Origin of the sequence: Runella aurantiaca (genome assembly GCF_003339505.1) — a bacterium.
Taxonomy (GTDB): Bacteria; Bacteroidota; Bacteroidia; order Cytophagales; family Spirosomataceae; genus Runella; species Runella aurantiaca.
On record NZ_QPIW01000007.1, the window covers coordinates 221,136 to 236,845 of the forward strand.

The window sequence follows — 15,710 nt, forward strand, 5'->3', positions numbered from 1 at the left end:
TTGTCAATCGCTGAAAAAATCTTTACAAATAACTGTTAGCTGGCAACAATTAACTTCAGAAATGATAGAACTTCCCGTTATAACTTCAGAGCGCAAAAAACGCCCAGATTGGTTAAGAGTAAAATTGCCCGTTGGGCCTGAATACAAAAAAGTCAGGACCATCGTAGATACCAACAAACTCCACACGATTTGTGAAAGCGGCAATTGCCCAAACATGGGCGAATGCTGGGGAGAAGGAACCGCAACTTTTATGATATTGGGCAATGTCTGCACCCGTAGTTGCAGTTTCTGCGCCGTAGCCACTGGCCGCCCCAACGAATACGACGTCGATGAGCCGCGCCGCGTGGCCGAAGCCATCAAAACCATGGGGGTTAAACACGCCGTCATTACATCCGTAAACCGTGATGAACTTAAAGACCGTGGGGCCGAAATTTGGCACCAAACGGTGGTTTTGACCAAAGAATTGAGTCCTTCTACCACAATTGAAACCTTGATTCCTGATACAAAAAGCAACTGGGCAGCCCTACAACGAATGATTTCTGCGGGTCAGGAAGTGGTTTCTCACAACGTAGAAACAGTAGCTCGACTTTACCGCGCCGTACGACCGCAAGCCAAATACGAACGCAGTTTGGAGCAAATCCGTCGAACCAAAGACTTTGGCAAACGTACTAAATCGGGAATTATGCTCGGCTTGGGCGAAACTCAGGACGAAATGTTTCAGGCCATGGACGATTTGGTGGCGCACGGACTTGATATTTTGACCCTGGGTCAGTATCTGCAACCCACCCAAATGCACCATGAGGTGATTGAGTGGATTCATCCCGAAATCTTTGCAATGTATCGCGAAGAAGGACTCAAACGCGGCCTCAAGTACGTCGAATCAGGACCATTGGTCCGATCAAGCTATCACTCAGAACGCCACGTAAATGTGCCGATTTAATATCATTTAAACTGCTCATAAGGTTTCTGATAACGCCCATCCGCATACTGGCCTTAGAAGGTCATTACGCATAAGTTTTCCATGCAGAAATACGACTTCATCATAGCAGGCGGCGGATTGGCAGGGCTGAGTTTGGCTTATTACATGAACCAAACCGTGTTGCGCGAAAAATCCATTCTTATTATTGACCAAGACACCAAGACCAAAAATGACCGGACTTGGTGTTTTTGGGAAAAAGATAATCAAAGTCCATTTGATGGAATAGTGCACCGCAAATGGCAAAAGGTGTTTTTTCACGGCACCAATTTCTCTTCGTCGCTCGACTTAGGCGATTACTCCTACAAATGGCTGCGCGGAATTGACTTTTATGATTTTGTCAAAGTAGACTTGGCTGGTAATCCAAACATTAAGTTTGTTAACGAGCGCATCGAACGCCTCAAAGACACACCTGACGGTGGCTTTATCATTACCGACAAAGACCAATATTTGGGCGAATACGTTTTTGACAGTATCAAACCTCTTCGGCTGGATTTGGACGATTGCCATAACATGCTTCAGCACTTCAAAGGTTGGGAAATCATCACCGACAAACCCGTGTTTGACCCCGAATGTCCCACGATGATGGACTATCGGGTAGAACAAAAAGGCATTGGGGTACGATTTATGTACGTATTGCCCGAAAGTCCTACGCGGGCCATGATTGAGTACACGGTTTTTTCAGACAGCCTCCTCTCTCCCACCGAATACGATTTTGAGCTTCACCAATACATCCGGGATTTTCTCAAAATTGAAAATTTCAGCATAGAACATGAAGAATTCGGCGTGATTCCCATGACTGACGAGCCAACACCTCAACACATTGGCCAACACGTAGTTCGGATCGGAACGGCGGGAGGGTACGTGAAGGCATCAACTGGGTATGCTTTCCAACGTACCCAACGCTTTACGCAGGAGTTGGTGCGTAATCTCGTTACGGTGGGCAAGCCGCTGCACGAGCCCAAGAAGTTTCGACAGCGATTTAAAGAACTGCTCGACAGCACTTTGCTGAATGTATTACTCAAAAACCGTGCTTCAGGAAAAGATGTTTTTACGGCTCTTTACAAAAAAAACCCCACGCCCCGCCTCTTTGCCTTTTTGGACGAAGACACTACCCTCCTAGAAGACCTCAAGATTATGTCAACCGTACCGCTGTGGGCTTTTACGAAAGGGGTTTTTGATGCTTTGCGAAAACGAATCTAGCTGGCATCAGCCGCTGCATCAACCCACAAATGACCGTTGGAATGCAGTTTCAGGGCCGTTGCAGGCAGGCTTTCGTTGATGGGTTCTTCCAATACCCGTTTAATAATATCTTTTTTTCGAGGGCCATTTGCCAAAACAATGGCGGTTTTGGCCTCCAAAAAATGCTTTAAACCTACCGTTATGCCTTGGGTAAGTGGTGTTTCTGACTGGAAGTATTTTTGCCCTACAGAAGCCGTTACCTCTTCCAACTCCGACACGTGCGCGTAGGATTCAAAAGAACTTCCCGGTTCGTTCAAGCCCAAATGCCCGTTCAAACCAATGCCGACCATGATGATGTCCAGTCCTCCTTTGCTCGCAATAAAGTCATTGACACGTTGGCATTCTGCTTCTAAATCCGATGCTAAGCCATCAAAAAACGAAACTCGTTCGGGTCTGATTCCCAAAGGTTTAATCAGCGGGGCATCAATGTAAGAACGGCAACTCCCGGCATTATCGGGGGCAATGCCTACCCACTCATCCAAGGCCACAAACGTTACTTGATCAAAATCGTCAGGCTGCGCGTTGGCCACAATTTTTTGAAACGTCAATAAGGGAGTCTCGCCCGAAGCAACACAGATAGTGGCAGTAGGGTGGTTGCGAACATACGCCAATATAAAGTCAGCCGCGTGGGTAGAAAGCGCTTCGTAGGTAGGAAAAACGTGATAATTCATCAGAAAATTGGTTGTTGCTTTTCCTATTATTAGAAACAAATCCGCGCTTTCTACTCATTTTTGCCTAAAAATCTGTGCCTTCATGTGCATTCGGGTTCTCAAACCCGAACGAAGTGTTCTGGGCCAACCATCAATAATCAGGTTGCTACTCGCAATTTCAATTCTTCAATCAATTCTTGCACATTCCTTTCGGAAAACAACTTTATTTTTCCTCTCTCGTGAAAAGAACGGCTCAAATCAAATAGCATAATTACCTCATTTTGAGGACGTTCTTCGTGACGTTTATATTTTTGACTTTTGTACATTTGCGCCCTTGGAGAGTTGAGAAGAATAGACACTTGAAACTCCACACCCGCATAAACGACGGATAAATCAATACCGTCAAAATAATCCTGATGCAACGAATAACGTACACGTTCAAATCGGTCTGAAGTCAAACAAAGCACGTAAAAGTGAAAATCCCTCACCAAGGATGGATAGCTCCGCAACATTCGGGCTTTTACCGAATCAGCCACAAATGTCTTTGCAGTGCCCCTGATGTACACCTGAACACAGTCACCATCGACGGGGGTAAAATGTTGTTTTAGGTAATAATTCCACAACTCCGTTTCATCAGGCAAACGTGATTTGAAGAAAACGAATTTATAAAAAGACAGTGCAAAGGGCGGTAGCCGGGCTTTTTCTACCGCATGGTCTTTGGGCAGGTTTTCGCCAGAATAGTGCAAATTGGCCACTTGGTCTTCTAGCTCTTTTGTTGTCCATTTTTTTTGTTTGATAAGAAGCACCTCCTCTCCTTCAAATCGCACATCAATAGTGCTTTTATCATCAAACAGTTCAGAATTGCCGTACTTTTTATATGACATTTACCAAAGGGTTATTTTAACCCAAAGACCAAACGCAGGATTTTTACTCGTTTAATAATCAACCAATATAAGCCAACACTTAGCACCAATGACAAAGTGCTTATTACCCAAAAACCTCCCCAAACGCCTAAGTCAAGTTTGAGTAAGTAATAGCCCACAGCAACGATAACGGTCTGGTGCAAAACATAAAATGGATAAACGCCTTCGTTGAGTTTTGGCAAAATAGGATGCGGGCGGTTGAGGTAGTGATGTCCGTATGCAATGGAAGCCAAGACCGAAAACCACGTCAAGCAAAACGAATTTATATCCCAAAGCAAATCACACCACCAAACATCGTCCCACGCTGGATGATAAAACCGAATCGCGATGTATAAGCTGTACATAATAACGGTGGTACTCAGCGTAGCCCAAGCATAAATACGGCGTTGGTTGAGCATCATTTGCCAAAATACGGGGCGACTTACCAGGATATATCCACCCCAAAACAGCAAGAGATTGAAGGTAAAATAGGCCCAATCGTCGATGAGGGCGTGCGTCTCATCGGGATAAAAATTTTGCAGTATCACCTGACTGATACAAATGACCAAAGCGTACCAAAGCGCCCCCCCCTTACGGGCGACTAGGCGTTCTGTCCAGTCCATGAACTTTAAACCGCTGCCTGCTTTCAGCCAACGAAACACGGGAATGCTAACCAGCGAAAACAAAAATAGATACGCCACAAACCACAGGTGATGCCAACTAAAACTGCCTTTGGGGTAAGGAATAAAATCAAAAACCGTTCGATAAAAATCACCGTAGCCGTTGAATTGAACACCGTTAAATAGGCGTTCGTAATAAATCTGTGGGGGCACGATGACAAACATCCCGAACACCAGCGGCACAAATAACCGCGTAACACGCTCACGGGCATAGCCATTGTAAGTTCGTTTTTTGAGGGCAAAGTACGTTCCTGCGCCAGAAATGAAAAACAGAAGCGGCATACGCCAATAATGCAGCCAAATCATAATCCACCGCATGACTTCACTTTTTTCGGCGCTTTTGATGTGCCAATCCCAAGGCACATAAATCATTCCGACGTGATAATAAAGCAAAATAACAATGCAAATCACCCGCAACCAGTCGAGGTCATAGCGGCGAGTAGCGGAGATAGATGAAGGCGGAGCAGGGGCTGTATGTACGTTTTTCATGGTTGTTGTTTTATTTGATGCAAAACAACAACCTTACTGGGAATTAAGCCCTATCTGCCGACAAAGTCGAAGTTCGTGCTTATCGGCAAGCACAAAAAATACCCTCCTGATGCAATAGAGGGCATTTTTAAAATCAACGCTCAATCAACTGCTTATGCAGTCATTCATTACTAACTTAGAAACCAATTACTTTTTTGTAAAATACATGACCTCTTCGGCCGCATTAGTATTAGAACCGATGTAAAGCCAAAGTTCATTTCCCTCAATTTTAAAGTAGGAAGCCTTTTGAAGATGCTGATAATACGTCTCCTCGGCTTTCATGCTTTCGGGCGGGCCCGCCATTTCGGTGGTCACCAAATGCTCTTTGTTGACCACGAGCCCTTTTTCTTCATCCAAATTAAAAGCTCCGCCGTACCAATTAACAAAACTGCGTCCGCTTATCTGATAGCTAGTATCAGATTGTTTTTTAAATTTCAAGGTTAAGGTATTTTTTAGCTTTGCAGGCAAAGGATTGGCAGCGTAATCTTTCAAGACCCAGTCGGTTCCATTCAACCAACTGAAGTCCGCCTTCATCCTTGCCATTTGCACGTCCTTAGGCACTTCAATGACAGCGGAAGATTTTTTGCAGCCACTTATCGTTATTAAAAACGCCAGACAAGAAATTAAAAAGAAAGTTTTCATGGGTGCATCGATGGCTAACAACTACGTACAAGACATCTTTTAAACCGATTTGGTTGTAATCTACCCTCATTTTTTATGTTTTACAAGCAAATTTTAACAGTTCATTTACAACAAATTACCATTGTATTTCAACAAAAACTCCGTTTAACGAAACCGAAATTATTATCCTAAAAGAAACAAAATGGCTGTTTTCTATCTTTACAAAATACCTATCTTTAGGTTTTATTACTCAACGCCTATATGAAATTAAAAGTACAAAAAACCACTCTTGCCACCATTAAGCCTTTTCGCTCTTTATTCCTTCAAGAAAACAATTTTCAAATCAGATACAATGCCTGTCATGAACGAGGATGGACTGATTCGTACCGATTTACGCTTGGGCAACACACCGTTGGCTATGGCTCTCTCAAAGGCCAAGAGATTCCCGATAGAGATACCATTTTTGAGTTTTACCTCATTCCCGCATATCGTAAATACGCCGCCGCGTTTTTAGAAGAATTGATTAAAATTTCTAAGGCCATTTACCTTGAATACCAGAGCAATGACGCGCTACTTAGCTCGATAGCCTTCGAGTTTGCGCGGGATGTTAATGCACAAGTCATCCTTTTTAAAGACCATTTTGTGACCGACCTCCAACCTCCCGAAGTGCAGTTTCGCCTTCGCAAGGATGACGACCCGCACGTAGAATGTTCGGGAACTTACGTGTTGGAGTACCAACAAAAAGTGGTAGCTACGGGTGGAATCATGCTACATTATAATGTTCCTTTTGCCGATGTATTTATGGAAGTTACAGAAAATCAACGAGAAAAGGGTCTGGGCAGCTATCTGATTCAAGAACTGAAAAGAGAGTGTTATCAACAGGGAAGAGTTCCGGCAGCTCGTTGTGCACTCGCCAACAAAGCGTCAAAAGCGGCGCTGCTCAAAGCGGGTTTTAAAGTAGCAGGATTTATGCTTTTGGGGACTATAAAAAATTAATTATTTGCCCGAAACTGCGCGGGTGTTTTGCCCGTAATGCGTTTAAACGCCGTATGGAACGCCGACGTAGAATTATACCCAACACGCTCCGCAATCTCGTCGATTTTGAGGTGAGAAAGTGCTTTGTCAGCCAATAGCATTTTGGCCTCATCTACGCGGTACGTCGCCATCAAATCAAAAAAAGATTGATTAAGCCGGTCGTTGAGCACTTGCGAAAGATGATGCTGCGAAACCGAGAGCCGTTGGGCCAGTTTAGGAAGGGTAATGTCGTTTTCGAGGTAGGGTTTTTCTTCCTTTAAATAGGTTTGCAATTTTTGCAGAATTGTTTCACCATAATCGTCAGAAAGAGAGGACTTTTCGTACTTTTTTTTGATTTCAGCGCCCGCAGATTCCACCTTGAACAGCACCGAATGATTGATCAATAAATAACTCGTGAGGTAAATGTAAAAAGTGGTTAAACTCCCCAGAATATAATCTCCTAAATCTTGTTTAAAGTTGAGTTTTACCACCACAAAAACAATCGGGAACAAGAAAATAAGCAAGTTAAAGTTCCGTAGTTGGGTCAAAGGCACAACTCGGTGAAGGGTAAAAAAAGGCGTATCGTTTTTTTTAAAAGCCCCGTAAATTTCTTTTAATGACAGAGCCATGTAAACGGCCATGCTCACCAATGTCAAATCATTCACATGGTCGCGCAAATAGAGTGGATCTTCGGGAAGCCAATATGTAAACGTGCGGAAAGGCAACTCTGGGTGCCACGCGCTGATGTATGAATTGTATTTATAATCTAATGACTGGAACTGCCAAAATACCGAATAAACGCACCAAAACGCGAAGGGAATCAGATGCCAACGCCAACCTTTGGGCAAGTGGCCGTGCAGGCGGGTATATCCGAAAAAGTAGGGCAAAAGCGCCAGTAAAAAGTTGGTTGGCTCCGCAAAATTATCTGCCCACAGAAATTGAAACTGATAATTGGAATAACATAAAAATACCTCAAGAATCGCCGCCGAAAAAGCCAACATTGTCCAGCCCATCATTCGGTTTGACACGCTCTTGGCGCGGGTTCCAGTCAGAAAAAGCCCTCCCAACAAGACGCCCTGCACAACGCCTAATAAAATCACAATGGCAAAAAAATCAATGCGAATAGGCACAGGCATAGGTGCAGAGGAATTAAGGGAAGAAACAGAAAAACCGTAAAATGTTAAACCGAAAAAGTGAAACTTACACAGTGTGACTTTCTTACTTTATCATTTTACATTTACCATTTTTCGGTTTTTCTGTTAAGTAGTTCATCAACGCTATCTCCAGCGTTTATACTGGTTTATCAAGCCATTGGTACTGCTATCGTGAGCGTCAATGGGCCAGTCATTTTGGAGTTCTGGATAAATTTGGTTGGCAAGCTGTTTGCCCAATTCTACCCCCCATTGGTCAAAACTGAAGATATTCCAGATAATACCCTGCACAAATATCTTGTGCTCATACATCGCAATCAGGCTTCCCAATACGCGCGGTGTGATTTTCTTTGCCAAGATTGAATTGGTCGGACGGTTTCCTTCAAAGACTTTAAAAGGAGCTAAAAACGCAATTTCGTCTTCCGATTTTCCTGCTTTGCGGAGTTCTTCGGCAGCTTCCTCGTAGGTCTTGCCGTTCATCAGGGCTTCGGTTTGGGCAAAGAAGTTGGATAGCAACATTTTGTGGTGCTCACCAATAGGATTGTGGCTTAGCGCAGGCGCAATAAAATCGGCAGGAATCAGCTTGGTTCCTTGGTGAATCAATTGATAGAAAGCATGTTGGCCGTTGGTACCCGGTTCCCCCCAAATGATGGGCCCCGTCTGATAGTTCACTTTCTCTCCGCCCCGCGTCACATTCTTACCGTTTGATTCCATATCTCCCTGTTGGAAGTAAGCAGCAAAACGGTGTAAATATTGGTCGTAAGGCAAAATCGCTTGAGTATCGGCATCAAAGAAATTATTATACCAAATCCCTAACAAAGCCAACACAACTGGGATATTTTTTTCAAAACGGGCCGACCGAAAATGGTTGTCCATATCGTGAGCCCCCGCCAGAAGCTGTTCGAAATTTTGGAAACCGATATAACAAGCAATCGACAATCCAATGGCCGACCACAACGAATAACGTCCGCCGACCCAATCCCAAAAACCAAACATGTTTTCGGGGTCAATGCCGAATTTCTCCACTTCTGCACGGTTGGTTGAAATAGCCACGAAGTGTTTTGCCACATGGGTACTTTCCTTGGCCGTTTCCAAAAACCAGCGGCGCGCCGAGTGCGCATTGGCCATGGTTTCCTGCGTGGTAAACGTCTTGGAAGCAATCATGAACAGTGTTGTTTCGGGATTCAAACCCGACAGTGTTTCTGCAATGTGCGTTCCGTCTACATTGGAAACATAATGCACATTCAATCCTTTTTTACCGTATGATTTCAGTGCTTCCGTCACCATTACGGGGCCTAAATCGGAGCCACCGATGCCGATATTGACTAAATCAGTGATTTTTTTACCCGAAAAACCTTTCCATTCGCCACCGCGTACTTTTTCCGAAAACCCTTTCATTTTCTCCAACACTTCGTTCACATCCGGCATTACGTCTTTGCCATCCACGAGTACGGGGGTATTGGAACGATTTCGGAGGGCCACGTGCAGCACGGAGCGCTTTTCGGTCGCGTTGATTTTATCGCCCGTAAACATCTTCTCAATGGCCTCGCTCAATTGGCATTCCCGCGCCAAATCGCACAAATAGGCCAACGTCCGTCCATTGATTCGGTTCTTAGAATAGTCAATTACGATGTCGCCCAAACGAATAGAGAACTTTTTAAAGCGGTTGGGGTCTTCGGCAAAAAGTTCTTTTAAATGCTTCTTGCTGATGCTCTTGTGATGAGTTTTGAGCTTGCGATAAGCAGCCGTTTGGTCAAAAGGAATGGCTTGTAACATCTGATTGGTGATTTTTTATGAATATGCAAAAGTAGGATTTTCGACGGCTTCCCGCACATTTTGGTCACATAAAGTGTATTTTGAAGCAAAACACTTTGATTTTTTACGTTATCAAGGGCAATTTCTCAGGATAGGTTGCCTGTGTAGGCGGTTTTGAGAAATCGCCAGTACAAAGACTTAATATTTTATTGAATAATACCTAAACCCACCCAACACAACGGCAAAGACTTAATAAAAGTCTTAGAATCAGCATTGGCGAAGTAACAAAGCTGCCTATTTGATGCTACATTTGCCTTCGCCCACGTTTTAAAAACTTCTCAAAAACAGCAAACAATCATGCTCACTTCGTTTCTCACTGCCGAATGGCGCAAATTGGCAATGGTCAATTATAGCGTCTCCCCCGATTTGCTGCAACCTTTCGTCCCCAAACATACCGAACTAGATTTGTTTGAAGGCGAATGTTTTGTGAGTTTGATTGGCTTCTTATTCGATAAAGTGAGCCTTTTGGGCGTTCCGATACCCTTTCATACCACCTTTGAGGAAGTCAATTTGCGGTTTTACGTCAAACACCGCACAAAAGAGGGTCAATGGAAACGGGGCGTTACGTTTGTGAAGGAAATTGTCCCAAAATACGCCGTCAGTTGGGTAGCCAACGTCGTATATAATGAGCCTTATGTCACTCTGCCCATGCGTCACGAATGGCAAACCGCCAATGAGCAACTAAGGGTAAGTTACGAATGGAAACAAAAGGAATGGAACCGTCTGGAACTTCTAGCCGACGCTACGTCCATTCCGCTTGCGGCAGGAAGTTTGGAAGAATTTATCACCGAGCATTATTGGGGATATACAAAATATGACAACTTCACCACGTACGAGTACGGCGTTGAGCATCCGCGTTGGGAAGTCTATCCCGTCAAAACGCATATTGTCGATGTGAATTTTGAGGCAGTGTACGGGCATGATTTTGGGTTTCTTTCCCATCAATCTCCCCATTCTGCGCTGTTGGCCGAAGGTTCAGCCATCGTCGTTAAGTCAGCACAAAAACTGTAACTACTTAGCTTCTATTTACTAGTCCACTTTAGGGCATTTTTTGCAGTGCTTACCCTTCTTTTTGTAGGCTTTACAGCATTTTTTCAGGTCGCAGGCAAACGCACAGCCTATGAATGAGTTCTTCGTAAAAAACTTTTCTTCGGTTTCAACAAGTGAGCAAGCAGATACTTCTGAGAGGTTCATTGTGGTTTTGATGTTTCTAATACTAACGCAAAAGTAGTTTATTTAGATTAAATACAAACAAGAAAATTATCATTTTTTTTCTCACGTACATTAGTTTTGGCTCAAAATTAGCGAGAAAGATGCCTTTTAAAATGACAAAAATCATCAAAAAATGGGCTTAAAGCTGTTTTTTATGCGCATCTCTACCGTTCTTTGTAAAACGCAAAATCACTTATAAAACTCATGAGAATCAATCATTTATTCAGCGCTTTTTTGCTTATATCATTACAAACTTTCGCGCAGTCGGGGGAAGAGAAACACCTCAAGAACGTAAAACAACTCACTTTTGGTGGCGACAACGCCGAGGCTTATTTTAGCTTCAACGACCAATTCGTCAGCTTTCAATCCAATAACCCCAAGTGGGGCTTGCAGTGCGACCAGATTTTTTATTTGGACGTCAACAAAGGCTTAACTAATCCCGACGAGCGCCCGACATTTATCAGCACGGGCAAAGGACGCACCACTTGCTCGTATTTCATGCCCGGCGACAAACACATTCTTTTTGCCAGTACGCACGTCGGTAACGATTCGTGCCCGCCTCCCGCCAAAGCCTACCTCAACAAGTATTTGTGGGCCATTTATGACACTTATGACATTTTCGTATCCGACCTTAAAGGGAAGATTGTAAAGCAATTGACCACCGAAAAAGGCTACGATGCAGAAGCCACGATTTCACCCAAAGGCGACAAAATCGTGTTTACTTCCACCCGCGACGGCGACCTTGACCTGTACATCATGGACATTGATGGCAAAAACGTAAAACGTATCACCCACCAATTGGGCTACGATGGCGGTGCTTTTTTCTCTCCCGACGGCAAAAAATTGGTATTTCGGGCCTCCCGCCCCAAAACCGAAGAGGAAGTGGCCGAATATAAAAAATTGCTTTCGTTGGGCTTGGTTGCCCCCACTGACATGGAAATTTATACCTGCAACGTTGACGGCACTGATTTACGCCAAATCACTAAGTTGGGCAAAGCCAACTGGGCGCCGTATTTTACGCCCAAAGGCGACAAAATTATATTTTCGTCAAATCACCACTCACAGCGTGGATATGATTTTCAATTATATGTCATTAATCTTGACGGAACAGGGTTGGAACGAGTGACCAACAACAGCATTTTCAACGCTTTCCCGATGTTTTCACACGACGGTAAAAAGCTCATTTTTAGCTCCAACCGCAACAACGCCCCCGGCTCTCGCGATACAAATTTGTACATTGCCGATTGGGTTGACTAGGCACAATTACCCGTTTGACGGTTAGATAATACAGTAACAAAACCGTCTGACGGTTGGATAATACAGTAACAAAACCGTCTGACGGGTAGATAATACAGCAACAAAACCGTCCGACGGTTGGATAATTCAGTAACAAAACCGTCCGACGGTTAGATAATAAAGTAGCAAAACCGTCTGACGGTTAGATAATACAGCAACAAAACCGTTTGACGGGTAACAAAACATACACTTTTTATACCGATGAAAACTTCAAAAGCAGTACTCAAAAATGTGTGGCCTTACCAAAAAGATGCCATGAATCTGCCCGTTCAAAATCTAGAAACTGCGATTCCCTATTACGAAACCCTCATGGGATTTAAGGTTGTGTCACGTCACGAACACCCCTTTAAGGGAGCAACGCTGGCAAGAGATACCATCCAAATCGGCCTTGCCGAAAACGGAGGTGACCCCACGCAAGACGGCTGTTTTTTTGAAGTAAACGACGTCGAAGCTATTTTTGAAGAGCTAAAAGCCAACGGCTATGAAAAAGAAGAGGCTGATTTTCAAGTTCAGAAATACGGGGTCAGCTACAAAGTCTTTTTTGTGGTTGCTCCCGACGGGTTATGTTACTGTTTTGGCCAAAAAATCGACCTGTAATTCATAAATAAGGCCTAACCAAAAAATTTTTCTAGTGGCTTAATTTACTTCAAACAAAGTGCTTTCAAATCTCCCACATCACCCAAAAAAACGTTGTAATCGACTGGGCCACGAATACCGTCGGTGTAACCGCTTTTGGAATGTTGCCAAAAATGAATGACGGCATCGTCGTAACGATTGAGGGTCCAGCCCGAATAATCAGCAATCCAGAGTGGATAGCCCACAAAGTTTTCTTTGATGTATCGGCGATAAAAATCGGCGTTGGTGTAGATGATTGGCCGCACTCCGTAGTAATTTTCGGCCAACGTAAGCCATGTTTTTAGATTTGCAATGACCTGCTCTTGGGATAATGCATTGGTACCCAGTTCAAAATCAAGCACAGGAGGCAAATCTCCTTTTTTGAGTTTGACCGAGCGCTTGAAATTCTCAAACTGCGATTCGGGCGTTCGCCAAGGGATATAAAAATGATACGCTCCACGATACAGCCCTACGCCGTCTGCCTGCTTCCAGTTATTTTTAAAGTCTTTATCGGTCAACGAAGCGCCTTCTGTGGCTTTGATAAAAACAAACTGCAGACGCAATTCTTCAAAACGCATCTGTCGCAGTTCTGGCCAATTGATGCGTCCGTTGTGTTTAGAAACGTCAATTCCGTGAATCGAATATTTGAACGGCAACCGAATTCCAATTTTTGAAACGTGCCGCCATTCGTTGGTATTCAGACGATTAACATACCAAATACCTCCTCCGACAAGCAACACAAGTGCCACAATAGCCCCCCAACCAATGGGAGGCAATGCACGTTTTTTGGGAGAAGATGGGGTGGAAACTCGACGCGCCATAAGTAGGCAAATTTTAGAAGAAAAAATCAGTCTTTAACAGGAATAGCCGCTACCTCTGCATCTGGATTATTGAGTTTTGACTCATCCAAAGTTGACAAAGGTACTTCATTAAAAACCCGATTTCGGGTGGGAAGTTGGGTCAGGAAGACCATCACAAGTGCACCCGCAACTCCTAAATGCAACAGCTCTCCCGTGATAAAATAAGCCACCAATGAAAAAAAAGTTGCCCCTTCAAAAAAGGCATATTTAAAAACCAACGCACTCTGATATTTGCGAAGCTTATCCGACAATAAATCATTAATTCTTAACGCTTTAATTGTTTTTTTGGCCAATAATATTCCCATTAGTGGAAGTATAACCGCCGCACAAGGCACCAAATAACCAAATAATTGCCCGAGTGTCACTTCATTGGGCATTGACTTCGATTGGGTACTGCGTAAAAAAAAGAAAACGGTTCCTGTCCCTACCTGCGCCACCAACATCACACCATACACAAGCAATAAAAGTTTAAAGTATTGCTTGCTCGTCAGGATTTTTTGATCCATAAAAAAACAATTTTGGGCTGCAAAATAACGATTTTTACGCAAAAACTGGTTTTCAATTTATTAAATGGAGCTAGCCCTCGGGCTTCCATCGCCATAAATAACGGCAAGCCATGGTTCGATACGGGCGCCAATTATCAGCAATTATATGAAGTTGCTTATGCAATACACGACCCGTTTCGGTCAAATTATACGCCCGCACCATCTTCTGCCGAATCACCAAATCATCAACGGGGAATACGTCGGGGCGGTCCATCACAAACATCAACAACATCTCCACTGTCCAACGCCCAACCCCTTTAATCGGCGTGAGATAAGCCACGATTTCGTCGTCGTTTAGGCGGTTAAGGTGTTCGTAATCAATCCCTTTTTCAGTAGCAAAAACCGCGACATTTTGCAGATAATTGATTTTTTGAAACGAAAGGCCCGCGCTGCGCAGCTCTTCGTTTGATTTTTGCAGCAGCAGTTCGGGGTGCGGATACAAATCCTCAAATAGCGCCCTAAAACGGGCAAAGATAGAATCGGCGGCCTTGACCGAAATTTGTTGCGAAACAATGCTTTCCAGCAATGCTAGATAAACATCGTTGTTCCAATCCGTTTTTTTGAACGTAGGCGTAGATTCAATAATGGTGGCCAATGTGGCATCTTTTGATGCGAGGTAAGATTCCGGAAGCATTGAAAAGGCTGTTTTTTGCGAAAGTTACAAAAAAACGGGCAGCCTTTCGGCCGCCCATTCTACAGGTAATAAAAAACAAACAGGGAATGACTATAAACCGCACGCCCCCGCCAATGCACGTTTGGCGTATACCTTCGCCAAATGTTTACGATAGGCCTGCGAAGCAAAATGGTCTTCATTGATGTGCATATCTCCTTCGGCAGCGGCTGATGCCGCCGCTTCGATGTTTTCGAGCGTCGCTGGTTTTCCAATCAACGCCGAGGCAACACCTTCGTCCAAAAAGGCCGCATCAGAAACCCCCGTAAAAGCCACGTTGGCCGCAGAAATGACACCCCCTTCTACCGATACCGACGCAGCGCAACCCACAATGGCAAACCGCGAGGCTGGTTGCATAAATTTACGATAAGCCGAAGCGCTTCCCGCCGCAGGCTTCGGCAGATGAATCTCCGTCACAATCTCGCCCGTATCGAGTGCGGTACTAAAAAATCCAGTAAAAAACTCAGCTGCGGGAATAATACGCTCACCTTCTGCGCCCTGCACTTTGATTTGGGCCTCTAAAGCCAGCAAAACAGCGGGCCAATCTGCCGAAGGGTCCGCATGAGCAATGCTACCTCCGAGCGTTCCCATGTTGCGAACTTGCGTATCTCCAATCAATTCTCCTGCCTCAATCATGGCCGTCAAGCCCTTGAGGTGCGGATTGGTGATAATATCGGCGTGGGTACTTGCGGCCCCGATGACGATGGCATTTCCTGTATCTTCAATAAATCGTAGCTCCGCAATACGGGCAATGTCAATGAGCAAAGCGGGGCTATTGAGGCGCAATTTCATGGCAGGAATCAGGCTGTGGCCGCCTGCCAGTAACTTAGCGTCAGGGTTTTCAGCAAGGAGGCGAATAGCCTCCCCTACTGAACTGGCGCGTGTATAGTCAACAGATGATGGAATCATTTTTAAAAGAGTGAATTAGTGAAA

Annotated in this window: 16 protein-coding genes; 6 read left to right on the forward strand and 10 right to left on the reverse strand. The window is 44.3% G+C overall.

The window, feature by feature from the left end:
- Positions 1-61 precede the first annotated feature (61 nt).
- On the forward strand, positions 62-940 hold the full coding sequence (gene lipA / locus DVG78_RS11375) for a lipoyl synthase (protein WP_114461196.1): 879 nt from the start codon (positions 62-64) through the stop codon (positions 938-940).
- A gap of 81 nt (positions 941-1,021) precedes the next feature.
- A complete protein-coding gene (locus DVG78_RS11380; RefSeq protein ID WP_114461197.1) occupies positions 1,022-2,179 on the forward strand; it encodes a lycopene cyclase family protein in 1,158 nt (385 codons plus the stop codon).
- On the opposite strand, the gene DVG78_RS11385 is transcribed toward DVG78_RS11380, so the two are convergent.
- The 4 genes from DVG78_RS11385 to DVG78_RS11400 all read right to left on the reverse strand — a co-directional run bounded on the left by DVG78_RS11385 (position 2,176) and on the right by DVG78_RS11400 (position 5,620).
- A complete protein-coding gene (locus tag DVG78_RS11385) occupies positions 2,176-2,889 on the reverse strand; it encodes a glucosamine-6-phosphate deaminase (RefSeq protein WP_114461198.1) in 714 nt (237 codons plus the stop codon). The genes DVG78_RS11380 and DVG78_RS11385 overlap by 4 nt on opposite strands.
- A gap of 137 nt (positions 2,890-3,026) precedes the next feature.
- Complete coding sequence (locus tag DVG78_RS11390) at positions 3,027-3,752, reverse strand: hypothetical protein (protein WP_114461199.1); 726 nt, start codon at positions 3,750-3,752, stop codon at positions 3,027-3,029.
- A gap of 11 nt (positions 3,753-3,763) precedes the next feature.
- Entirely contained in the window at positions 3,764-4,939 is a 1,176-nt protein-coding gene (locus DVG78_RS11395) for an acyltransferase family protein (protein WP_114461200.1), read from the reverse strand.
- 186 nt (positions 4,940-5,125) lie between these two features.
- Positions 5,126-5,620, reverse strand: coding sequence for an META domain-containing protein (locus tag DVG78_RS11400; RefSeq protein ID WP_147277056.1), 495 nt, complete (start codon positions 5,618-5,620; stop codon positions 5,126-5,128).
- Positions 5,621-5,860: 240 nt separating this feature from the next.
- Here DVG78_RS11400 and DVG78_RS11405 point away from each other — a divergent pair, with 240 nt between their 5' ends.
- A complete protein-coding gene (locus tag DVG78_RS11405) occupies positions 5,861-6,595 on the forward strand; it encodes a GNAT family N-acetyltransferase (RefSeq protein ID WP_114461202.1) in 735 nt (244 codons plus the stop codon).
- Here the strand turns inward: DVG78_RS11405 and DVG78_RS11410 are convergent.
- Both DVG78_RS11410 and pgi read right to left on the reverse strand, forming a co-directional pair.
- Entirely contained in the window at positions 6,592-7,749 is a 1,158-nt protein-coding gene (locus tag DVG78_RS11410) for a helix-turn-helix transcriptional regulator (RefSeq protein WP_114461203.1), read from the reverse strand. The two genes, DVG78_RS11405 and DVG78_RS11410, sit on opposite strands and share 4 nt — an antisense overlap.
- 141 nt (positions 7,750-7,890) lie before the next feature.
- Positions 7,891-9,540 carry a glucose-6-phosphate isomerase gene (gene pgi, locus DVG78_RS11415; protein ID WP_114461204.1) on the reverse strand — a complete coding sequence of 550 codons (1,650 nt, stop codon included), beginning with the start codon at positions 9,538-9,540 and terminating at the stop codon, positions 7,891-7,893.
- A gap of 336 nt (positions 9,541-9,876) precedes the next feature.
- Between pgi and DVG78_RS11420 the strand changes: the two genes are divergently transcribed.
- The 3 genes from DVG78_RS11420 (at position 9,877) to DVG78_RS11430 (ending at position 12,684) form a co-directional block, all read left to right on the forward strand.
- Complete coding sequence (locus tag DVG78_RS11420; RefSeq protein WP_114461205.1) at positions 9,877-10,590, forward strand: YqjF family protein; 714 nt, start codon at positions 9,877-9,879, stop codon at positions 10,588-10,590.
- 405 nt (positions 10,591-10,995) lie between these two features.
- Positions 10,996-12,048: a TolB family protein gene (locus DVG78_RS11425; protein ID WP_114461206.1), complete on the forward strand. Its 1,053-nt coding sequence runs from the start codon at positions 10,996-10,998 to the stop codon at positions 12,046-12,048.
- A gap of 240 nt (positions 12,049-12,288) precedes the next feature.
- Positions 12,289-12,684: a VOC family protein gene (locus DVG78_RS11430; RefSeq protein WP_114461207.1), complete on the forward strand. Its 396-nt coding sequence runs from the start codon at positions 12,289-12,291 to the stop codon at positions 12,682-12,684.
- Positions 12,685-12,728: 44 nt separating this feature from the next.
- Here the strand turns inward: DVG78_RS11430 and DVG78_RS11435 are convergent, their stop codons facing one another.
- The 4 genes from DVG78_RS11435 to DVG78_RS11450 form a co-directional block, all read right to left on the reverse strand.
- Positions 12,729-13,523, reverse strand: coding sequence for a glycoside hydrolase family 25 protein (locus tag DVG78_RS11435; protein ID WP_114461208.1), 795 nt, complete (start codon positions 13,521-13,523; stop codon positions 12,729-12,731).
- A 26-nt stretch (positions 13,524-13,549) separates the two neighbouring features.
- A complete protein-coding gene (locus tag DVG78_RS11440) occupies positions 13,550-14,068 on the reverse strand; it encodes a hypothetical protein (protein WP_114461209.1) in 519 nt (172 codons plus the stop codon).
- A 70-nt stretch (positions 14,069-14,138) separates the two neighbouring features.
- The gene (locus DVG78_RS11445) at positions 14,139-14,741 is read right to left on the reverse strand and encodes a DNA-3-methyladenine glycosylase family protein (RefSeq protein ID WP_114461210.1); all 603 of its coding nucleotides are present in this window, start codon (positions 14,739-14,741) and stop codon (positions 14,139-14,141) included.
- Between the two features lie 90 nt (positions 14,742-14,831).
- The gene (locus DVG78_RS11450; protein ID WP_114461211.1) at positions 14,832-15,686 is read right to left on the reverse strand and encodes an FAD binding domain-containing protein; all 855 of its coding nucleotides are present in this window, start codon (positions 15,684-15,686) and stop codon (positions 14,832-14,834) included.
- Positions 15,687-15,710: the final 24 nt, after the last annotated feature.